Annotated in this window: 18 protein-coding genes; 12 read left to right on the top strand and 6 right to left on the bottom strand. The window is 70.2% G+C overall.

Annotation, left to right across the window (positions count from 1 at the left end; all coding sequences use genetic code 11):
* Nucleotides 1-42: 42 nt before the first annotated feature.
* The gene (locus DJ69_RS11815; protein WP_099255790.1) at nt 43-1,398 is read right to left on the bottom strand and encodes an amidohydrolase; all 1,356 of its coding nucleotides are present in this window, start codon (nt 1,396-1,398) and stop codon (nt 43-45) included.
* A 110-nt stretch (nt 1,399-1,508) separates the two neighbouring features.
* On the opposite strand from DJ69_RS11815, the gene DJ69_RS11820 reads away from it, so the two are divergent.
* The 8 genes from DJ69_RS11820 to DJ69_RS11855 all read left to right on the top strand — a co-directional run bounded on the left by DJ69_RS11820 (nt 1,509) and on the right by DJ69_RS11855 (nt 10,524).
* Entirely contained in the window at nt 1,509-1,895 is a 387-nt protein-coding gene (locus DJ69_RS11820; protein ID WP_099255791.1) for a dihydroneopterin aldolase family protein, read from the top strand.
* Nucleotides 1,896-1,985: 90 nt separating this feature from the next.
* Complete coding sequence (locus DJ69_RS11825; protein WP_099255792.1) at nt 1,986-3,863, top strand: ABC transporter substrate-binding protein; 1,878 nt, start codon at nt 1,986-1,988, stop codon at nt 3,861-3,863.
* 105 nt (nt 3,864-3,968) lie between these two features.
* Nucleotides 3,969-5,039 (top strand): ABC transporter permease, encoded by a 1,071-nt coding sequence (locus DJ69_RS11830; RefSeq protein ID WP_099255793.1) that lies wholly within the window; start codon nt 3,969-3,971, stop codon nt 5,037-5,039.
* Nucleotides 5,036-6,778 carry an ABC transporter permease gene (locus tag DJ69_RS11835; RefSeq protein ID WP_099255794.1) on the top strand — a complete coding sequence of 581 codons (1,743 nt, stop codon included), beginning with the start codon at nt 5,036-5,038 and terminating at the stop codon, nt 6,776-6,778. The genes DJ69_RS11830 and DJ69_RS11835 overlap by 4 nt, the downstream gene beginning before the upstream one ends.
* Nucleotides 6,778-8,139: an ABC transporter ATP-binding protein gene (locus DJ69_RS11840; RefSeq protein ID WP_099255795.1), complete on the top strand. Its 1,362-nt coding sequence runs from the start codon at nt 6,778-6,780 to the stop codon at nt 8,137-8,139. The genes DJ69_RS11835 and DJ69_RS11840 overlap by 1 nt, the downstream gene beginning before the upstream one ends.
* Nucleotides 8,136-9,500: an ABC transporter ATP-binding protein gene (locus DJ69_RS11845; protein WP_099255796.1), complete on the top strand. Its 1,365-nt coding sequence runs from the start codon at nt 8,136-8,138 to the stop codon at nt 9,498-9,500. The genes DJ69_RS11840 and DJ69_RS11845 overlap by 4 nt, the downstream gene beginning before the upstream one ends.
* Nucleotides 9,501-9,503: 3 nt before the next feature.
* Nucleotides 9,504-9,908: a DUF7555 family protein gene (locus tag DJ69_RS11850; RefSeq protein ID WP_099255797.1), complete on the top strand. Its 405-nt coding sequence runs from the start codon at nt 9,504-9,506 to the stop codon at nt 9,906-9,908.
* A 49-nt stretch (nt 9,909-9,957) separates the two neighbouring features.
* Nucleotides 9,958-10,524, top strand: a complete 567-nt coding sequence (locus DJ69_RS11855) for a DUF7529 family protein (RefSeq protein ID WP_099255798.1) — start codon at nt 9,958-9,960, stop codon at nt 10,522-10,524.
* Between the two features lie 3 nt (nt 10,525-10,527).
* On the opposite strand, the gene DJ69_RS11860 is transcribed toward DJ69_RS11855, so the two are convergent.
* The gene (locus DJ69_RS11860; protein WP_099255799.1) at nt 10,528-12,177 is read right to left on the bottom strand and encodes a GTPBP1 family GTP-binding protein; all 1,650 of its coding nucleotides are present in this window, start codon (nt 12,175-12,177) and stop codon (nt 10,528-10,530) included.
* A 172-nt stretch (nt 12,178-12,349) separates the two neighbouring features.
* On the opposite strand from DJ69_RS11860, the gene DJ69_RS11865 reads away from it, so the two are divergent.
* Nucleotides 12,350-13,198, top strand: a complete 849-nt coding sequence (locus DJ69_RS11865; RefSeq protein ID WP_099255800.1) for an HFX_2341 family transcriptional regulator domain-containing protein — start codon at nt 12,350-12,352, stop codon at nt 13,196-13,198.
* Nucleotides 13,199-13,655: 457 nt separating this feature from the next.
* On the opposite strand, the gene DJ69_RS11870 is transcribed toward DJ69_RS11865, so the two are convergent.
* The gene (locus tag DJ69_RS11870) at nt 13,656-14,681 is read right to left on the bottom strand and encodes a transcription initiation factor IIB (RefSeq protein ID WP_099255801.1); all 1,026 of its coding nucleotides are present in this window, start codon (nt 14,679-14,681) and stop codon (nt 13,656-13,658) included.
* 163 nt (nt 14,682-14,844) lie between these two features.
* Between DJ69_RS11870 and DJ69_RS11875 the strand changes: the two genes are divergently transcribed.
* Nucleotides 14,845-15,372 carry a DUF7858 family protein gene (locus tag DJ69_RS11875; RefSeq protein ID WP_099255802.1) on the top strand — a complete coding sequence of 176 codons (528 nt, stop codon included), beginning with the start codon at nt 14,845-14,847 and terminating at the stop codon, nt 15,370-15,372.
* A 21-nt stretch (nt 15,373-15,393) separates the two neighbouring features.
* Here DJ69_RS11875 and DJ69_RS11880 read toward each other — a convergent pair whose 3' ends face one another.
* Complete coding sequence (locus DJ69_RS11880; RefSeq protein WP_099255803.1) at nt 15,394-16,191, bottom strand: P-loop NTPase family protein; 798 nt, start codon at nt 16,189-16,191, stop codon at nt 15,394-15,396.
* Between the two features lie 95 nt (nt 16,192-16,286).
* Between DJ69_RS11880 and DJ69_RS11885 the strand changes: the two genes are divergently transcribed.
* Entirely contained in the window at nt 16,287-17,504 is a 1,218-nt protein-coding gene (locus tag DJ69_RS11885; protein WP_099255804.1) for an MFS transporter, read from the top strand.
* A 48-nt stretch (nt 17,505-17,552) separates the two neighbouring features.
* On the opposite strand, the gene DJ69_RS11890 is transcribed toward DJ69_RS11885, so the two are convergent.
* Together DJ69_RS11890 and rnz are read right to left on the bottom strand one after the other, a co-directional pair.
* Nucleotides 17,553-17,984 (bottom strand): HIT family protein, encoded by a 432-nt coding sequence (locus DJ69_RS11890; protein WP_099255805.1) that lies wholly within the window; start codon nt 17,982-17,984, stop codon nt 17,553-17,555.
* 73 nt (nt 17,985-18,057) lie between these two features.
* On the bottom strand, nt 18,058-18,990 hold the full coding sequence (gene rnz, locus DJ69_RS11895) for a ribonuclease Z (RefSeq protein ID WP_099255806.1): 933 nt from the start codon (nt 18,988-18,990) through the stop codon (nt 18,058-18,060).
* A 98-nt stretch (nt 18,991-19,088) separates the two neighbouring features.
* On the opposite strand from rnz, the gene DJ69_RS11900 reads away from it, so the two are divergent.
* Entirely contained in the window at nt 19,089-19,409 is a 321-nt protein-coding gene (locus DJ69_RS11900; protein WP_099255833.1) for a DUF7538 family protein, read from the top strand.
* Nucleotides 19,410-19,499 lie beyond the last annotated feature (90 nt).

Consider the following 19,499-nt stretch of genomic DNA (forward strand, 5'->3'; position numbering starts at 1 on the left):
CGCTCCGGATACTTGCTCCGCGACCGCGGCGTCGCCCGGTCCTCACGCGGCGTCGCCGACCCGGTCGACGAGGTCGCTCGCGGCCGCCGCCGCCCGCTCCTGAACGGCGTCGGCGTCGAGCGTGAGGACCTCGCGATCCCGCATCAGGACCGTCCCGTCGCAGACGGTGTGGCGCACGTCGCTCCCCCGAGTCGCGTACGCGAGGTGCGAGACGGGGTCGTGCACCGGCGTGAGATGCGGGGCGTCGAGGTCGACGACGGCGAGGTCGGCGGCGGCGCCCGGCTCGATCCGACCGCCGGGGAGCCCGAGGGCCTCGGAACCCCCGGCGGTCGCCATCTCCACGACCGCCTCGGCGGGGACCGCGGCGGCGTCGTCCGCGGCGAGCTTCCCGAGCATCGCGGCGTCGCGCATCTCGTCGAACACGTCGAGGTCGTTGTTCGAGGCCGCCCCGTCGGTGCCGAGCGCGACCGTCACGCCCGCCTCGCGGAGGCGTTGGACCGGCGCCATCCCGCTCGCGAGCTTCATGTTCGAGGCCGGGCAGTGGACGATCGCGGTCCCGGCGTCGGCGAGCCGGTCGATCTCCGACGCGTCGAGGTGGACGCCGTGCGCGAAGAAGTCGTCCGGACCGAGCGCGTCGATCGCGGCGGCGTACGCGATCGGCCGCTCACCCCGCTCGTCGACGATCGGGTCGACCTCGTCGGTCGTCTCGTTCGCGTGGAGATGGATCGGGACCCCCGACTCGCGGGCCGCCGCGACGCCCTCGCGGAGGAACTCCTCGCCGACCGTGGTCAGCGAGTGCGGCATGAACGCGGTCCGGATCCGACCGTCCGCGGCGCCGTCGAGCTCCGTCGCGATCGCTAAGCTCTCCTCGATGTCGGCGCGAGCGTCCGCGTCGTCCTTCCCGACCGTGACCACGCCGTGACCGAGCCGGGCGCGAAGCCCCGCGCGATCGACCACGTCCGCGACGCGGTCCATCGCGAAGTACATGTCCGCGAACGCGGTCGTCCCCGACCGGATCATCTCCAGTGCGCCGAGCTCGGCGCCGGCCTCGACGTCGTCCGGCGTGAGCTCGGCCTCGGCCGGCCAGATGTCCTCGCGCAGCCACGGGTCGAGCGGCTTGTCGTCGGCGTACCCGCGGAGGAGCGTCATCGCGACGTGGGTGTGTGCGTTGACGAGCCCCGGGATCACGAGCGATCCGTCGGCGTCGAGCACCTCGTCCGCGTCGGGACGCTCGTCGGCGGAGGTCCCCGCCTCCCCGTCACCTTCGGTCCGGCCGGCCGCGGTGTCGTCGCCCACCGCGACGATCGTCCCGGCGTCGCGGTCGACCAGCACGTCCGACTCGGTCACGTGACCGTCGGGACGGAGCACCTGTCCGCCCGCCACGCGAAGCGTGTTCATGCCCCCGCTTCCGCCCGGCGGACCTAACGCCTTCCGTTCGGCGGTGCCGGGGTCGTCCCCGTCGTCCCCGCCTCCGAACGTTCTTTCCCGGTCGCCGCCTGAGTCCGTCCATGACAACCGATGCCCAGCGGGCGTGTTTCGAGGCCGGGATCAAGTTCGGCTCGCTGTACCACCAGTTCGCGGGGACGCCCGTCAGCCCGGCGAGCACGCGCAGCCTGGAGGCGGCGATGGCCGAGGCGATCGAGAATCAGCCGTTCTGCGACGCGGTGACCGTCGATATCCACGACGATCGGGTCGCGGAGGCGATCGACCACGAGAACGGGTACACCGAGCTGACCGGTTCGCTGATGGACGTCGAGATGCGGATCGCTTACGAGGGTGTGACCGTCCGCACCCGGATGGCGATGCGGGACGGCTACCCGCTGATGGAGCTGGTCGCGGTCGACGATCCAACGGGCGACCCCGACGAGGGAGACGAGGTCAACGTGGACAGTTGATACGTCTGTTCACTCGAACCCCCCCTTCCTCCGATGACTATAGAAAACTTTGAGGAAGATTTTAGTACAACCTACCAAAAGCGGTGTAATATGCCCGATCCAAAAAGTGGGGAGGCAGTTGAGAGCACGAAGCGACGACGGCTACTCGGCCTCCTCGGCGGCGGGGCGGCGGTAAGCCTCGCCGGCTGTTCCGATCAGGAGCCCTCCGACGGTGGCGACGGAAGCGACGGGAGTGACGGCAGCGACGGTATGGACGGCGACGACGGCGAAGATGGCGAGGACGAGCCCCAGCGCACCAACGCCGACAAGGCGCAGGCCGCTTGGGAGCGCGCCGTCGCCAACCCCCTCCCGGAAGACGAAGAACTCCGAAAAGAGGCGTACATCGAGATGGAGGAGGCGGTCCGCGACGACGCCGCGGTCATCCCGCTGTTCCACTCCTTCACCGAGCGGTTCTGGTACGACTACGTCGATGTCCCGGTGAGCGGTGCGCTGGGCGCCCACTGGCAGCAGTACAACACGACGACCGTCGAGGGACAGAGCGAGCTCAACCTGGTCAACGACACCTTCGACGAGCTCGACCCCATCATGTCCACCGACACGGCGTCGTCGCGGGTCATCACGCAGCTCTACGAGAACCTGACGGCGTTCCCCAACGGCGTCCCGGTGATCGAGAACCAGCTCATGTCGGAGTACGAGGTCTCCGAGGACGGCACCACGTGGACGTTCACCCTCCGCGACGACGTCCAGTTCCACGACGGGAGCCAGATGACGGCGCAGGACGTGAAATACTCCTGGCGCCGCACCGTCGAGTCGGAGAACTCCGAGCGCGCGAGCTTCACCCTCAATCAGCCCGTCGGACTCGGTATCGACGCCGAGACGGACGACGACGGGAACGTCGTCGCCGACTCGCTGGCGATCGAGGTCATCGACGACCGAACCATCGAGATCCAGCTCGTCGGTCCGAACCCCGACGTGCTCGACGTCATCGCGTACTCCAGCTTCTCCGTGATCCCGCAGGGGTACGTCGGCGACATCGAGGGGTACGACGGCGAGGTCACTCACCAGGAGTTCTCGACCGAGGTCGCTAACGGGACCGGACCGTTCGAACTCGACGCGTTCAACGTCGACGAGGACGTCACCGTCGTCCGCAACGACGACTACTACGGCGAGGTCGCCAGCGTCGACGCCGTCAACTGGGAGATCATCGAGGACAGCCAGGCGGCGTGGACCTACGCGCTCGAACAGAACGCCGACATCTTCAGCGTGCCGACGTTCGCGTACGAGGCCGACGCCATCGACGCCGAGGCCGACGACCGCGGTCGACAGGTCGGGACGTACGGTCCGGCGGGCGAACTGAACGAGGAGGTCAACTACGTCGGCGTCTCGGAGATCAGCACGTACTACTTCGCGTTCAACGTCTCGAACACGCAGCGCGCGGCCCGGCAGGCGATCGCGTACGTGATGAACAAAGATCAGATCGTGCAGGAAGTGTTCGCCGGCCGCGGCACCCCGGCCTACAGCTTCCTCCCCCCCGCGATCTGGCCCACCGGGAACGACGGGTACAACCAGTTCCTCGACGCGTACCCGTACAGCCTCGGCGAGAGCGACATCGAGGGCGCCCGATCGGTCCTCGACGAAGCCGGCATCACGACCGACGACCCGGTCGATATGACGCTCACCACGTACGAGAGTCAGGTGTTCCAGACGGCGGGCGAGCTCGTCCGCGACCTGATCTCCGGGACCGGAGTCAACCTGTCGCTCGAGTCGTCGCAGTTCTCGACCCTGCAGAGCCGCGGTGAGGACGGTGACCTCGAGATGTACAGTCTCGGGTGGATCTGGAGCTGGCCGGCGGTTCCGTACGGCATGTTCCAGCTCGAACCGCTCAACACCGACACCTCGTCGATGCCCGGCGAGACCAACGGATTCTACCTCGACTGGCAGACCCGGCTCGAGGAAGAGGCCGAGTAGAGGCTCTCGCCCTCCGATTATCGAAGCATTTAGCTATCGCACGAGACACCCTCCAATATTGAGTCGATCCATGCCCACCACGACCCCAAGAGACCGTAAGACGCCATGAGCCGCTGGGAATACTTCATTAAGCGGCTACTGCTCACCGTCCCGGTGTTGTTCTCCGTGTTGACCTTCCTGTTCATCATGCTCCGGACGGGACCGATCGATCCGGTCGCCGCACGCCTCGGCCCCCAAGCGGGCGCGGCGGACAGACAGCAGCTCCGGGAGCGGCTGGGCCTCAACGACCCGCTGTGGGAGCAGTACGTCGACTTCATCACGGACTTCATCACGTTCAACTTCGGCCAGTCGTGGGTTGTGCAGGCCGAGCGGGACATCCTCGACATCGCCGTCGGCGCCGCACCGGCGACGCTCTGGCTGGGGTTTTGGGCGATCCTGCTGCCGCTGTTCATCGGGATCCCTCTCGGCTTCTACGCCGGACTCAACCCTAACACGTTCGGCGACTATGCGGCCTCCCTCGGCGGCATCATCTGGCAGGCGCTGCCGAACTTCTGGCTGTGCGTGATCGCGCTGGCGGTGCTTCGGCGCACCCGCGAGGGCGGCGAGCTGCTCGGCATCAACTGGTACACCCTCGGCCCGGACTTCGCGGCCCGCGACATCAGCATCACCGGGACCCCGGCACTCGAGTGGTTCTCGACGACCGACGTGCTGATGCTCCCGATGCCGTACGTGAGCGACTGGACGGCGCTGGCGATCGACATCAAGCTCATCCTGCCGCCGGCGCTCATCCTCGGGTCGGCGTCGATGGCGGCCGAGCTGCGCATCGGTCGGACCGCGATGCTGGAGACGGTCAACTCGAAGTTCGTCGAGACCGCGAAGGCGAAGGGGCTCCCCAGCCGCGTGATCGTCTGGAAGCACATCTTCCGCAACGCCATGATCCCGCTGCTGCCGGTGATCACGAGCGAAGCGTTCCTGCTCATCGGCGGCTCCGTGATCGTCGAACAGATCTTCAACATCAACGGGCTCGGGCGGATCTTCTTCCAGTCGCTGACGCAGGGTGACCTGCCGATGGCCGGGGCCCTGCTGTTCCTCTTCACGCTGATCATCTTGGGGCTCAACATCCTCCAAGACTTCCTGTACACCGTTATCGATCCCCGCGTGGGGTACGACCAATGAGCACGAGACAGAGCGATTCCACGGACGGATTCGAGGAACCGGACGACGACAAGCTGTTCCGCGACCGCGTCCGGGAGAATCCCCGACCGGCGGCGGTCTGGCTCGCCGGACTCGCGCTCCTGCTCCTGCTCGAAATCGGTCGCGTGTTCGCCGGCGTCGGTCAGGCGTTCGGGATCGTCGGGTTCACGGTCGAGCTCTTCGCGAGCATCCCGGCCTCGGTCGGCGACAACGTGGCCGGAACGCTCGGCGGCGCGGCCGGGTTCGTCGCGACCGCGCTCACGGCCGTGCTGATCGCCTTCGCGATCACGGTCCCCGTCTCCGGGAGCGTCCCCGACGCCGCCGTCGACATTCTCGGGCTCGACCTCTCGCGCCGGGGGCGCCGCTGGGCGAAGCGCGCCGAACTGACGTTCGTCCTCGTCGCCGTCGCCGGGCTCATCGCGTACACGCCGGTCGGCGGCGCGTTCTCCGCGCTGATCGGTGCGATCACCGGCGGCGTCGACGCGCTCGCCTCGGCGCTCCCGTCGATCACGAGCCGAGACCTGATCGCGAACACCGGCCACCGACTGCCGGACGGCGGCTGGGAAGGGACGTTCCTCGGCCTCTCGCCCGCCGCCGCGTGGGCGATCCGGACCGGGCTCGTGTTCGCGTACGCCACCGCGTTCCTCGTCTGGTTGTGGCGGGGGTTCAACGTCTACCGGACGCACTACCGGCTCGCCGACTGGACGCCCCGGGACGACACGGTCCGGCGCTTCCGGCACAACTACTGGGGGCTGTTCGGCTTCGTGATCGTCTTCCTGTTCGTCGTGCTGGCCCTGTGGGCGCCGGCGGTGAGCCCGGTCGAGGCCCAGCACAACATCTACGAGCCCAACGCTCACGAGTTCCAATACCTCGACGAGAACGGCGAGGTCACCTCCACGACGCACGTGTTTGCGAACCTCCAGAGCCGCTCCGACGGCCAGAACACGATCGGACCGATGAGCTACGACGGCTACGGGCGGTGGGCACCGCTCGGGACGACGAACAGGGGCCAAGACATGATGACGCACCTCTCGTACGGCGCCCGGACCTCGCTCGTCATCGGGGTCACGGCGATCGGGCTCGGGGCGCTCATCGCGGTCGTCCTCTCGCTCCTGTCGTCGTACTACAAGGGGATCACCGACATCGCGACGGTGATGGCGAGCGACACCATTCAGGCGGTCCCGGCGCTGCTGCTCATCATGCTCGTCTCCGTCGTCTTCCAAGAGGCGAACCACCCGATCGCCCAACCGCTCGACGGCGGACTGCTGTTGGCGCTGATCTTCGCGTTCGCCTACTGGCCCGGAATGTGGCGCGCGATACGCGGCCCCTCGCTGCAGGTGTCCGAACAGGAGTGGGTCGACGCCGCGAAGAGCTACGGACAGACCCCCCTACAAACGATGCGCAAACACATGGCACCCTACATCGCCGGCTACATCCTGATCTACGGATCGCTTCTGATCGGCGGCGTGATCATCTCGACCGCCGCGCTGACGTTCCTCGGACTCGGGATCAACCCGCCGACCCCCGAGTGGGGACGGCTCATCAACGGCGGACAGTCGTACATCTCGACCAGCTCCTGGCACGTCGCGACCATCCCCGGAATCGCGATCGTCTTGGTCGTTATCGCGTTCAACGCGCTCGGTGACGCGATCCGCGACGCGATCGATCCGGAGGCCGACGTGGACGAGAGCGAGGCCGCCACCGCCGGAGGTGGTGCGTGATGGCCGTCGAAGAGGAGTCCGCGTCCGGGGCTGCGGCGGCAGACGAGGCCCGGAGCGACGACCCGCTCATCGACGTTCGGAACCTCCAGACCGCGTTCTTCACCGACAAGGAGACGATCCGCGCCGTCGACGGGGTCGACTTCCAGATCGACTCGGGCCAGACGGTCGGCATCGTCGGCGAGAGCGGGAGCGGGAAAAGCGTCACGGCCCGCTCGCTGATGGGACTGATCGAGTCGCCGGGGCGCGTGCTCCGCGGGAGCAGCGTCCGCTACCGCGATCTCGACGCGGTCCGCGAGTTCGCCGAGCTGTTCTCGAAGCGGACGGTCGCGGTCGAGGAGTTGGCCGCGCGGTACGACCCCACGGAGGTGTTCGGGGCGACCGACGCCACCCCGGCGGAGTTCGGCCACGACGACCCCGCCGATGTCCCCGTGGTCGACGTGGCCGCGGCCGGCTACACCGACGAGGTCGGGATCACGGACGGCGACGAGTGCGTCTTCGTGCTCGACGGCGACGTCGACTCTCCCGCGTCGATCCGCGACGGGTTCGTCGAGATCACCCGCCTCTCCGGCGAGGCCCAGCGCAAGATGCGCGGCGGCCGGATCGCGATGGTGTTTCAGGACCCGCTGACCAGCCTCAACCCCGTCTACACGGTCGGGAATCAGATCGAGGAGGCGCTGGAACTCCACCAGGGGCTCTCCGGGAAGGAGGCCACGCAGGAGGCCGCGGAGCTGCTCGAGGCGGTCGGGATCCCGGACGCCCGCCGGCGGGTCAACGAGTACCCGCACCAGTTCTCCGGCGGGATGCGCCAGCGCGCCGTCATCGCGATGGCGCTCGCGTGCGAGCCCGACATGCTGATCTGCGACGAGCCGACCACCGCGCTCGACGTCACGATCCAGGCGCAGATCCTGGACCTGATCGCGGAGATCCAGGAGTCGCGGGACGTGGCGGTGATGTTCATCACCCACGACATGGGCGTGATCGCCGACGTTTCCGACCGGGTCAACGTGATGTACGCCGGCGAGGTCGTCGAGTCGGCCGACGTGGGACCGCTGTTCGCGGACCCGAAACACCCGTACACCAACGGGCTCCTCGACTCGATCCCGGGCGGGCAGGTCGGCGACAAGCTGTCGACGATCGACGGCAGCGTCCCGACGCCGAACGAGCCGGCGACGCACTGCCGGTTCGCCCCCCGGTGTCCGAAGGCGTTCGACGAGTGCGAGTCGGTTCATCCGGTTCCAACGCCCGTCGACGAGGAGACGGACGACCACACGGCCGCGTGCCTGCTGTACCCGGACGACGTTTCGACCGAGGAGGCCGTCGAGCGACATCAGGAGCAGGACCGCCGAGGTGACCGACAATGAGCCAGAACACAGCTTCGACGACGCCGGACGACCGGGCTGAGACCCCGTCCGACACGATGGTGAAGGTACGGGACCTGAAGACGTACTACGACAGCGGCAGTCTGTTGGAGGACCGTCCCGTCAAGGCGGTCGACGGCGTCAGTTTCGACATCCGGCGGGGGGAGACGCTCGGGCTCGTCGGCGAGTCCGGCTGCGGGAAGACCACCCTCGGTCGGACGCTCATCCAGCTCGAAGAGGCGACCGACGGCGAGGTCCTGTTCGACGGCACCGACATCACCTCGCTGCGCGGCGACCAGCTCTACGAGTGGCGACAGAACGCGCAGATGGTGTTTCAGGACCCCGACTCCAGCCTGAACGACCGGATGACGATCGGCGAGATCATCCGGGAACCGCTCGACGTTCACGACTGGAAGACGCCGGCCGACCGCCGGAAGCGCGTCAAATCCCTGCTGGACGAGGTCGGCCTCTCGCCCGAGCACTACTACCGGTACCCGCACCAGTTCTCGGGCGGGCAGCGCCAGCGGATCGGCATCGCGCGGACGCTCGCGTTGAACCCCGAGTTCATCGTGCTCGACGAGCCGGTGAGCGCGCTCGACGTCTCGGTGCAGGCCGAGATCATCAACCTGCTCGAAGAGCTTCAAGACGAGTTCGACCTGACGTACCTGTTCATCGCCCACGACCTCTCCGTCGTCCGGCACATCTGTGACCGGGTCGCGGTGATGTACCTCGGCAACATCATGGAGATCGGTCCGACCGAGGAGCTGTTCACCGACCCGGCGAACCCGTACACCCACGCGCTCCTCTCGGCGATCCCGAAGCCGGACCCCACCGCGAGCCGCGACCGGATCACGCTCCACGGGACGCCGCCGAACCCGCGGTACCCGCCGACGGGCTGTCCGTTCAGCACGCGGTGTCCGGTCCGCATCCGCCCCGACAAACACGAGGACCTCGACGACGAGGTCTGGGAGGGGATCAACGGGTTCCGCGAGATCATCCGCGAGCGCATGCGCGCCGACCGCTCGATCCGCGAGCGAGTCCGCGAGCGCTTCGGCTTGGAGACTCGCTTCGCTACGATCGACGAGACGTACGACGAGCTGTTCGGCGACACCGCGGTGCCGGACGAGGTCGAGCGGGTCCTCACCGACGTCGCCGAGGCCGCCGGCAACCACGAGGAACAGGCGGCGCTCGACCGACTCAACGCCGAGTTCGGAAGCGTCTGTGACGGCGTCGCCCCCGAGGGCGGGGCCGACCCCGTCGAGCCCGAGTACTACGAAGTGAGCGACAGCGGTCGCTTGAGCTACTGTCACCGCCACGATGCCGAGCACCGAGAGACGGAGACCGTGCTCGACGACCGCAGCTAACCCATGGGCGTTCCTCGCCGGTTCCGGACGCGCGCCCGCGCCCTGGCCGACGCGTTCGCGTACGCCCTCGTGGTGGCCGTCGTCGTGCTGCTCGGCTCGGTCGCGCTCGGGCTCGCGACCGGCGGGGGATTCGTTCGGGGGAAGCTGTTGGCGTTCGTGGCCGGCTGGCTTCTCGTCGGCTACGCCACGGTGCGGCTGTGGCCCTCCTCGGTCGACGACCTCGACCGCCCGTCGATGAGCGCGCGCGGCACGCGCCTCGAGGGTCTCGTTCGAGCGCTCCCGCCGATCCGGTGGATCCGGCTCCCGGCGCCGCCGGAGCGGGTCCGCGTCGCCGGAAAGGTGCTCCTCGCCGGCGTCGCGACGCTCGGGGGCTCGCTGCTGATGGAGACGGCGCTCGGCGTCGCCTGAGCGGGCTCGAAAAGAGTTATCTTTCTCCCCCGACCAGTCGCACACAGCAATGGACCCCGAGGAGGACGCCTTCGTCCGTCAGCGCCAGCGGTTCGGCGAGGAGCACATCACCGCGTGGGAGCAGACGCTCGAGGAGACCGATATGCTCGCCGAGGACCGCCGGGACGATGGGTGGGAGACGACCGTCGTCATGGTCCCCCATACCGACACGGTCAGCCGGGACATGAAGGACCACGACCGGTTCGGCCTGATGCACGTCGTTCCGAACAACTACGCCGACGCGTTCGTCGAGGCGTACGACGAGGAGGCGTACACCGAGTACCTCGTGTACGGGGACGCCATCGACGGGGTGATGTACGTCGCCATCGAGCTCATCGATCCGGACGCGAAACGATCGATCTTCGTGCCGTGCAAGTACGACATGACGACGGCGGACGGAATGACGCAGTCCGCCGTCGACGAGGGCGCGCTGTACAGCCACTTCAACACCATCTCCGGAGAGACCCTCGGGCGATTCCGGTACGAGGAGTTCCGCCCCCTCGTCGCGCCCCCGGACAAGGACAGCGCCACCACCGTCGCCACCGTCGACGAGCCGACCGGCAACGGCGGCGCCTGAGCCTCACTCCGCGGAGTCGTCAGTTCCGGTCTCGCCGATCGACCGGACGGTTCCGACGCCCTTGCTCGACCCCTCTCGGAAGACGAACCGCTGACCCTCCTCGATCAGGTACGGGCGGAACTTGAATCGGACCGTCGTCCGCCCGGTGTCTCCGGGGAGGAGCCGCCCGCCCTCGGGAGCGAAGACGGCCGCCTCCGACACCGTCTCGACGTGGACGACCGGCTCGTACCCCTCCTGTATCCGCGTCGGATGGTTCAGGACCATCACCTCGGCCTCGAACTCGCGGACCGGCTCGGGGTCGCTTCCGCGGGGCACCAGGGCCATCCCCCGCTCGATCTCCGACTCGTCGACCCCCTTCAACGCGATCCCGACGATCCGGCCGGCGGTCGCCTTATCGACGCGGTGGTAATGCATCTCGATCGAGCGCACCTCCACCTCGCGCAGGGAGCCGTCGGCCATCGGTCCCAAGAGGAGCTCGTCGCCGGCCTCCACGGTGCCGGAGTTGACCGTTCCGGACGCGACCGCGCCGACGCCCGTCACCTTGTAGCTCCGATCGACGTACATCCGGAACTCCTCGCGCTCCGGCGTCGCCCGCTTCGGGAGCGTCTCGAACAGCCGGTCGAGCGTCCCGATCCCCGCCTTCGTCACGGCGCTCGTCCGGAGCAGCGGAACGACGCCGTCGCCCACCTCTGCGACCGCCGCGTCGATCCCGTGTCGGTCGACGAGGAGGGGCGTCTGTCCGGCGTCCCGCAGCATCGACTCGGTCTCGCGCTCGACTTCGGCGAGCCGCTCGTCGCTCACGGCGTCCGCCTTCGTGATCGCGACGATCGTCGGGAGCTCCGTCGCCAGGAGGATCCCCAGGTGCTCGCGGGTCGTCGTCGTCGGCCCGTCGTCGGCGGCGACGACGAGGAGCCCGTAGTCGAGCTTCTGGCCGACGAGTCCGCGGATCGTCGTCCGGAGCCACGGCTCGTGGCCGACGGTGTCGACGAATGAGACCAGCCGGTCCGCCTCTTCGACGATCCGGGCGCGGTCGGACTTGCGGTGCGGGTTGTCCATCCGGACCGGCTCGTCGCCGCCGTCGTCGAAGCCGTAGACGGCGTACGACAGGTCGGCGGAGAGCCCCCGCTCGACCTCGTGCGGCTGGACGTCGAGGAAGCCGCGCGTGCCGCCCTGCCCGTCGTCGGCGTGGCCGGTGACGAGGGTCCCCACGAGCGTCGACTTCCCGTGATCGACGTGGCCGGCCGTGCCGATCACGAGGTGGTCGTCGTCCATCTCGAACATCCCCCCGTCGCGGAGGGTGGCGAGGCCGACGAGCCCCTCCGCGCTCCCGTTGCCGTCGGATCCGGCGCTCCACGTCTCCACGTCGGCGATGTGGGCGTCCGCCTCGTCGGCCAACAGCGAGAGCACGTCCATCGTCTCGGAGAAGGCGTCGGGGGAGATCCCGGCCAACCCGCCGTCGTCGGTGACGCCGAGGACGTAGGTGGCCTCGCCGTCGCCGGAGAGCACGCGATGGCGGAGCTGGGCCACGAGCGACTCCATTCGGCCCTCGGCTAAGTGGACCTCCCGAGTCAGGCGCTCCTTGAACTCGATCTCGCCGCCGTCCCGTTCGCCGCGCTCGATGGCCCGCCGGAGGGCGGACCGGTCAGCGCTCATGTCCGTTCGTAGGCGATAGCCGGGCTTAACGGTTTTCGTGCTATGCGCCCCCACGCCACATGACTGGTTCCGAGCGGTCGAGAGCCGCAGGGAGCCGCGGGGAGCCGTCGCCGCTCCCCAGATCGACGACCCTCGGCGCACCTTTTAAGAGACCGCCCGAAGCAACGGGCGTATGGACACATCGGTCCCCAGCGTCGCCGAACGGCGCGTTCACGTCGCCCCGCTCGGCCACGAGCGCGACCGGATCGTCGAGCCTCTCCGCCGTCACGGCGCGGACGCGGTGTACCTGCTCGCGGACGCCCCCGACCGCGAGGCCCCTCGCGGTGACGTCGACTTCGAGGCGGCCGGGGCCGCGGACCCGGAAGACACCCGGGTCGACCTCGACCGGCTCACCGACTACCAGCGCGACGCGTGGGCCGCGGCCGCCGAGTTCGCGTCGGTCCGCGCGCTCCCCGTCGAACTCGCCGACGTGTACGACGTGCTCGGCGTGACGACGACGGTCGCCGCCCGCCACGGCGCCGGCGAGGACGAGGGGGACCGGCTGTTCGCCAACGTCTCGACCGGTCCCCGGGGCGCCGCGGTCGGCGTCGCGATGGCGTGTATGATCGTCGGCGCGCGGCCCTACAGCGTCGAGCCAGAGCGCCACCGCCACGACGTGCGCGAGGAGCCGCTCACCGAGGGCGTCGAGCGCACCGTCGATCTCCCCTTGTACCCGATGGACGCGCCGACGACCGATCAGGTCGCGGTGCTCGGTCGACTCCTCGACCGCGCCGACGCCAACGTGACAACCGACAAGTGGAACCTGATCGAGTGGGCCCGCGAGCGCGACCTCTCCTTCCTCCGCGAGGCGGGCGCGAGCCGGACGGCGAAGTACCGCGCCCTGGAGACGCGCGTGCTCTCGCCGCTCCGCGACCGCGGCTACGTCGAGCTGGAGGACGTGGGTCGGTCGGACTCGGTCCGGCTCACGGAGACCGGCCGCCGCGTCTTCTTCGCCTTCCAGCACAAGCTCGGCGAGGCGTGAGCGCGGTGCGCACGCAGCGGACCGTCCGACTCGAGCGGATTGTACGCTTGGTCCGGACTATACATGCCTAACGTAGAAACAAGAACCGCCCCTCGATTCAGACGCGTGACGCCCTCCGGGCGGCCGCGGTGCCCTCCGCCTTCCGCCCTCCCTCTCGCCCGCTGCGGCCGCCGGCCGTCGTCGCCTCCCTCTCGGCGACGGCCGGTCCCCTCGGCTTCCCCGCTGACGCCGCCGCGGCCGCCCCGCGGACCGTCACGAAACGACGGCCCCGCCGTCGCTTTTTCGGCTTCCCCCGGGGACCTCTCGACCGCCGGAGCCGCCGCTGTCGTCTCCCGTCTCGACCGACACAGAAGGGAGGTCGTTCCGTGACGTTCGCGTCGGCGCCGTCGTCTCGCTCGTCGTCTCGCTCGTCAGCCGCCGATTCCGGTCGGAGCGGGCGCCCCGCGTCTCCCTCGACTCACTCCTCGGTCAGGTCGACGTAGGTGCGGCGAACGGTCACGGGAGTCACGTCGGCCACGTCGGCGGCCTCCTGCTGGGTGCACTCCGCGTCCAGCTCGCGGGCCGCGGTGTACAGACAGGCGGCGGCGACGCCGACCGGGTTGCGCCCGTTCGCGATCCCCTCCGCGACGGCGCGCTCCGCCAGCTCGCCCGCCCGGCGCTCCACGTCGGCGTCGCAGTCGAGGTCGCTCGCGAACCGCGGCAGGTACTCGGCGGGGCCGGTCGGCGCGATCGGGAGCCCGAGCTCGCGGTTCATCGCGTCGAAGGCCGCCCGATGCTCGGCCTCCGTCGCCTTCGCTTCGGCGCAGATCTCCTCGACCGTGCGGGCCACGTCGGCGGTGCGGCAGGCGACGTACAGGCAGGCGGCCGCGAACCCCTCGAGCGACCGGCCGCGGAGCAGGCTCTCGGACTGCGCGGAGTCGAACAGCGTGCAGGCGGCGTCGCGAACGCTGTCGGGCAGCTCCAGGGCGCCGGTCAGCCGGCGGATCTCCGTGTAGGCGTACACCTTGTTGCGGTCGCGCTTCGTCGAGATCTGCGCCCGGTTGTGCTGGGTCCGCATCCGGGCGAGCCGCCGCCGCTTGCGCCCCTTGACCTTCGTCGACCGACCGATCTCCGTCGAGAGCCCGCGATCGTGGCGCGAGCGCGTCAGCGGAGCGCCGGTTCGCTTGGGGTTCGTGTCGTCGTCGTCGAACGACCGCCACTCGGGACCGTGGTCGATCCGGTCGGACTCGACGACGAGCCCGCAGTCGGTACAGACCCGCTCCGCGGCGTCGGCGCGCGTCCGACCGCCGCACTCGGGACACATCTCGCGAGCGGCGGTCTCGTCGCCGTCGGTGGTCTCGTCGCGGGCCGTCGCGGCGCGGTCGGCGGGTTCGTCCCGATCGACGGATTCGCCGCGGGTCGTCGTCGCGGCGCGGTCCGCGGTCGCGGTGTCGTCGGTCTCGGTGCGGGGCGAGCGGGTCCGGGTAGAGCGTGCCTCACTCATCACACATCGAACTCGGGCCCGATGCCTTACTTAAACCCGGGAGAATTCGGGGCGGATCGACCGGAACGGCGCGCTCGAACCGACCGGTAACCGTTCGGTGTTTTCCGAACCTATCCCGCCGCAGTACGGTGGTTTTAACCGCCCGTGCGAGGCATGGCTTCGCATGACGCTGTCGGAGATCGCGGACGGCCTCGAAGTGACCGCGAGCCAGCGCGACCGGGGCGTCGCCGTCGCGGACGACACGGAGACCCCGCTCTCCGATCGGCTCGCGGCGCACGCGGACGACCTCCCGTGCACGCCGGAGGCGACGGCGACGCTCGTCGACGCCTTCACCGCCGGGCGGAGCGTCGGCGACGCGGCCCGCGAGGCCGGCGTGTCGCCGATGACGGGCGCGAAGGCCCTCCACCGCTGCGGCGTCGAGGGCGTCTGTCCGCTCGCGCCGACTCGCCGAGACGTGGTCCGGGACTGGCTCGACGGCCGGATCGCGCGCAGCGAGGCGGTCGCGCTCGCCGGCGGCGACGAGGCGGACTTCGCGCTGGCGACGTACGTGGAGACGCACGACCCGCTGTCCGCAGTCGCCGAGGCGGTCGACGCCCACATCGCCGGCTCCGCCCCGCTCGGCGCCGGTTCCGCCGGAAGCGATGGCGACGCGCTAGGCGGGGCGCTCGGGTCGCCCGACGGACTCCGCTGAGCGCCGGGCGTCCGCTCGCGATCAGGGTGCCAGCCGATCGACCAGCCCCGGCTCCGCGAACTCGATCCCGACCGTCGCGTCGAAGGCGGCTTCGAACGCGTCCGCGACGGCGCGCGCGTACGCCCCGTCTCCGATCGACGCCGTCGGCGCGTCCGCGACCGCGGACGCGGTCGGCGGGAGGTGAACGTCTGCGTCGGCCTCGTCTCCACCTTCCGCGCTCTCCCCGTCGCCGTCCCGCACCACCGCGATCGACCGGTTTACCCCGGCGCCCACGTCGGCGACCCGACCGCGGAGCCGCTGGAGGGCGTCGCGGCCGTGGGTCGTCGCCGGGAACACCGCGGCCGTCCGGTCCGCGGCGGTCACTCCCGCGACCGCCTCGTTGGAGCCGACGGGCGCGACGTCGACGATCACGGCGTCGTAGCTCGTCGCGGCCTCGTCGATCCGCCGCTCTAGCTTTCGGGCCGCCTCCGCGGTCTTCGCTCTCGCGACGCGCTCGAATGGCGCGCGGGCCGGGATCGCGTCGGCGCGCCCCGGGAGATCCGGGGCGTCGGTTTCGGCTCTTTCGGCGTCTCCGCCGCCCCCGACGATCGGGTACGTCGCCGCCGACAGCGACGCCCCGGTCTCGTCGGTGACGAGCGTCGTGAGGTCCGTTCCGATCCGCCCCGACACGTACTCCGAGAGCCCCTGCGTCGTGAACGCGGCGTCGACCACGGCCACGTCGCGGCCGTCGCGAGCGCCCAGCGCGGCCAGCTCGACGGCGGTTCGCGTCGTCCCCGCGCCGCCGGTCGCCCCGACGAGCGCGAGCGTTTTGGTGCGCATGGCTCCGCTCGCCGAGGTCGATTGTTAAGGGCCGCGGATCGCCGCGCCGCGCCGCCGCAACGAATATATCACGGATGTTTGTATGATACCGACGCATGGTCGCTCTCGCAGACGGGAAGTGGCGCGCGCTCGTGCTCGTCGGCGTCGCGGAGCTGTTCGCGATGACGCTCTGGTTCAGCGGGACGGCCGTCGGGCCGGAGCTGGCCGCGGCGTGGGGGCTCTCCGCCGCCGAGACCGCCTGGCTAACCAACGCGGTCCAGCTCGGTTTCGTCGCGGGCGCCCTCGCCTCGGCGTCGCTGACGGTCGCCGACGTCGTTCCGCCGCGGTACCTGTTCGCCGGGTCCGCGATGCTCGGCGCGGCGGGGACGGCGGCGATCGCGGCGGTCGTCACCAGCGGGCTGCCGGCGATCGTCTTGCGCTTCCTCACGGGCGTCGCGCTCGCGGGCGTCTACCCGACGGGCATGAAAATGATGGCGTCGTGGTTCGACGCCGGCCGAGGGCTGGCCATCGGCGTCCTGGTCGGTGCGCTGACGGTTGGGTCGGCCTCGCCGCACCTCATTCGAGCGGTCGGCGGGATCGGCCGGCCGGACACGGTCTTGTACGGGACGGCCGCGCTGGCGGCGCTCGGCGGCGTTCTCGTTCTCGCGTACGAGGACGGCCCGCACCAGCCGGAGACGGCGCCGTTCGATCCGGGCGCGGTCCGCCGGATCGTCACCGACCGCGGCGTCGTCCTCGCGAACGTCGGCTACTTCGGCCACATGTGGGAGCTGTACGCGGTCTGGACGTGGGTGCCCGTCTACCTCGCCGCGAGCTTCGAGGTCGGCGGCGTGGCCGAGGCCGACAGCCGCGCCGCGCTGCTTGCGTTCGCGACCATCGCGATCGGCGGCGTCGGCGCGTGGCTGGCGGGGTCCGCGGCCGACCGCTGGGGCCGGTCCGCCGTCACCAGCCTGTCGATGGTCGTCTCGGGGAGCGCCTGTCTGGTCGCGGGCGTCGTCTTCGGCTCGTCGCCCCTCGTCGTCGTCCCGTTCGTCCTCGTTTGGGGCTTCTTCATCGTGGCCGACTCCGCGCAGTTCTCCGCCGCCGTCTCGGAACTCGCCGACGAGAGCTACGTCGGCTCCGCGCTGACGCTCCAGACCGCCGTCGGCTTCCTTATCACTATCGCCTCGATCCAACTGGTCCCCGTCGTGCGGGACGCCGCCGGCTGGCAGTGGGCGTTCGCCCCGCTCGTCCTCGGGCCGCTCGTGGGCACCGGGGCGATGCTGTGGCTCCGCACGCTCCCGGAGGCCGACCGGCTGGCGGGCGGGCAGGGCTGACGGGTCTTCACCCCTCTCCGTCCACGAGCGACCGCTCGGACCGGCCGTTCAGCCGTCTATCGCGGCGGCCACGGTCTTGCCGACCTCGTCCAGCTCGTCGTCTGAGAGGTCCGGTCGCTCGCCGCCGACGGCGTGGAGGGGCGCGCCGCCGTCCCCCTCGAACCGGGGAATGATGTGGGCGTGGACGTGGGGGACCTCCTGTCCGGCCGCCTCGCCGTCGTTGATCCCGACGTTGGCGCCGTCGGCGTCGACCGCGGCCTGCACCCGCGGGGTGAGCTCGGTCACCGCCGCGAACAGCTCGCTCGCGAGCTCGCTCGCGAGGTCGCCGACGTGTTGCGCGTGGGACTTCGGGATCACGAGCGTGTGGCCGCGAGCGAGCGGGTTGGCGTCGAGAAACGCCAGCACGTCGCCGGTCTCGTAGACGGTTCGAGCCGGGATGTCGCCGTCGACGATCGAACAGAAGATGCAGTCTGCGGACATACGCGTGGAGTCGTCGCGGCGACCCATCAAGGTTTCCCGGGGGCGGTCGCTCCGCGTCCCGCTTCGACCGGTCCTACTCGTCCGCGTCGGGGAACGGCACCTCGATCAGGTCGCCGTCGTCGGGGAGGAGGCACTCTCCGCTGAACGCCTCCCGCGCCTCGCGGCGGATCGGCGAGGCGTCCGCGGCGTACCGCGAGGAGATGTGGACCAGTGCGAGCCGCTTCGCGTCGGCGCGCTCCGCGATCGACCCCGCCTCTCGACCGGTCGAGTGCGCGGTGTCGCGGGCGCGGTCCGCCATGGCGTCGGAGAAGGTGGCGTCGTGGACGAGCAGGTCGGCGTCCGCCGCGACCGCGGCGGTCTCCTCCCGCGGACGGGTGTCGGCGGTGTAGACGAACTTTCGACCGGGCCGCGGCGGTCCCACCACCTGATCGGGCTCGACGACCGAGCCGTCCTCGGCCTCGACCGACTCGCCGGCGTGAAGCCGCCCGAACTTCGGGCCGACGGGGACCCCGAGCTCCTCGGCCCTCGGGCGATCGAACCGGCCGGGGCGGTCGTCTTCCTCCAGGACGTACCCCTGTGATTTGGTCCGGTGGGCCGTCTCGAACGCCCGGACCTCGTAGCCGTCGGCGTCGAGCGCGACCTCGCCGGGTGCGACCTCGTCGATCTGGATCCGGAACGCGGGGTCGTGGCCGACCGCGTGGACGAGGTCGTGGAGGTCGCCGGCGGTTCCCGGCGGGCAGTGGATCGTCAGGGGGGCCGCCCGGTCGTTGAAGCCGAGCGTCTGGACCAACCCCGGGATCCCGAGGACGTGATCGCCGTGGAGATGCGAGACGAACAGGTGGTCGATCCCGAACCCGGTTCCGTGCTGCATCATGCCGCGCTGGGTGCCCTCTCCGCAGTCGAACAGCAGGCGGTCGCCCTCGCGGTTGACGAACAGTGCGCTCGGCGCGCGCTCGGTGGTGGGGACGGCGCCGCCCGTCCCGAGGAAGGTGACGCGAAGGGACATACACGGGTATCGGAGCGGCATTTGTAAACCGGTATCGATGACGGCGCCGCCGCGGCTGGCGGCGACACCGACATGTGTCCGCCGTCCCGAACGGGACCGTGCACGACTCGATCGCTGCGCTGGTCGGACAGGAGGGGTGGCGCGCCGAGGGCGACGCGGCCCGCGTTCACTACGACGGCGGGGGAGACCGGTACGCGGTGGAGTTCTACGCCGACGCCGAGCGCGTCCTCTACTGGACGGTCCCGCCCGTGGAACCGGACGCGGCCGCCGACGCCGCCGACTCGATCGACCCCGCCGCGAGCGCCGCCACGGCCGCTCCCGTTCCCCGTGAGCAGATCCCGGACCCCCTCCGGCGGCGCATCCGCGAGGACCTCGACGCCGCCGGCGTCGACCCCGATCTGGAGCGCCGCGAGATCTGATCTCGCGTTCGGTCTCGGCTCCCGTCTCGCTCCGTCTCCCCGCTCCGCGCTGATCCGCCGATCGCCCGTTTCGGCGGCCATTACCGGAGA

This window comes from Halorubrum persicum (assembly GCF_002727125.1).
Classification (GTDB): Archaea; Halobacteriota; Halobacteria; order Halobacteriales; family Haloferacaceae; genus Halorubrum; species Halorubrum persicum.

What these genes read in the sequence shown, in the direction of transcription:
- DJ69_RS11815 (WP_099255790.1), bottom strand. Translation starts at nt 1,398, where the DNA reads ATGAACACGCTTCGCGTGGCGGGCGGACAGGTGCTCCGTCCCGACGGT.
- DJ69_RS11820 (WP_099255791.1), top strand. Translation starts at nt 1,509, where the DNA reads ATGACAACCGATGCCCAGCGGGCGTGTTTCGAGGCCGGGATCAAGTTC.
- DJ69_RS11825 (WP_099255792.1), top strand. Translation starts at nt 1,986, where the DNA reads ATGCCCGATCCAAAAAGTGGGGAGGCAGTTGAGAGCACGAAGCGACGA.
- DJ69_RS11830 (WP_099255793.1), top strand. Translation starts at nt 3,969, where the DNA reads ATGAGCCGCTGGGAATACTTCATTAAGCGGCTACTGCTCACCGTCCCG.
- DJ69_RS11835 (WP_099255794.1), top strand. Translation starts at nt 5,036, where the DNA reads ATGAGCACGAGACAGAGCGATTCCACGGACGGATTCGAGGAACCGGAC.
- DJ69_RS11840 (WP_099255795.1), top strand. Translation starts at nt 6,778, where the DNA reads ATGGCCGTCGAAGAGGAGTCCGCGTCCGGGGCTGCGGCGGCAGACGAG.
- DJ69_RS11845 (WP_099255796.1), top strand. Translation starts at nt 8,136, where the DNA reads ATGAGCCAGAACACAGCTTCGACGACGCCGGACGACCGGGCTGAGACC.
- DJ69_RS11850 (WP_099255797.1), top strand. Translation starts at nt 9,504, where the DNA reads ATGGGCGTTCCTCGCCGGTTCCGGACGCGCGCCCGCGCCCTGGCCGAC.
- DJ69_RS11855 (WP_099255798.1), top strand. Translation starts at nt 9,958, where the DNA reads ATGGACCCCGAGGAGGACGCCTTCGTCCGTCAGCGCCAGCGGTTCGGC.
- DJ69_RS11860 (WP_099255799.1), bottom strand. Translation starts at nt 12,177, where the DNA reads ATGAGCGCTGACCGGTCCGCCCTCCGGCGGGCCATCGAGCGCGGCGAA.
- DJ69_RS11865 (WP_099255800.1), top strand. Translation starts at nt 12,350, where the DNA reads ATGGACACATCGGTCCCCAGCGTCGCCGAACGGCGCGTTCACGTCGCC.
- DJ69_RS11870 (WP_099255801.1), bottom strand. Translation starts at nt 14,681, where the DNA reads ATGAGTGAGGCACGCTCTACCCGGACCCGCTCGCCCCGCACCGAGACC.
- DJ69_RS11875 (WP_099255802.1), top strand. Translation starts at nt 14,845, where the DNA reads ATGACGCTGTCGGAGATCGCGGACGGCCTCGAAGTGACCGCGAGCCAG.
- DJ69_RS11880 (WP_099255803.1), bottom strand. Translation starts at nt 16,191, where the DNA reads ATGCGCACCAAAACGCTCGCGCTCGTCGGGGCGACCGGCGGCGCGGGG.
- DJ69_RS11885 (WP_099255804.1), top strand. Translation starts at nt 16,287, where the DNA reads ATGGTCGCTCTCGCAGACGGGAAGTGGCGCGCGCTCGTGCTCGTCGGC.
- DJ69_RS11890 (WP_099255805.1), bottom strand. Translation starts at nt 17,984, where the DNA reads ATGTCCGCAGACTGCATCTTCTGTTCGATCGTCGACGGCGACATCCCG.
- rnz (WP_099255806.1), bottom strand. Translation starts at nt 18,990, where the DNA reads ATGTCCCTTCGCGTCACCTTCCTCGGGACGGGCGGCGCCGTCCCCACC.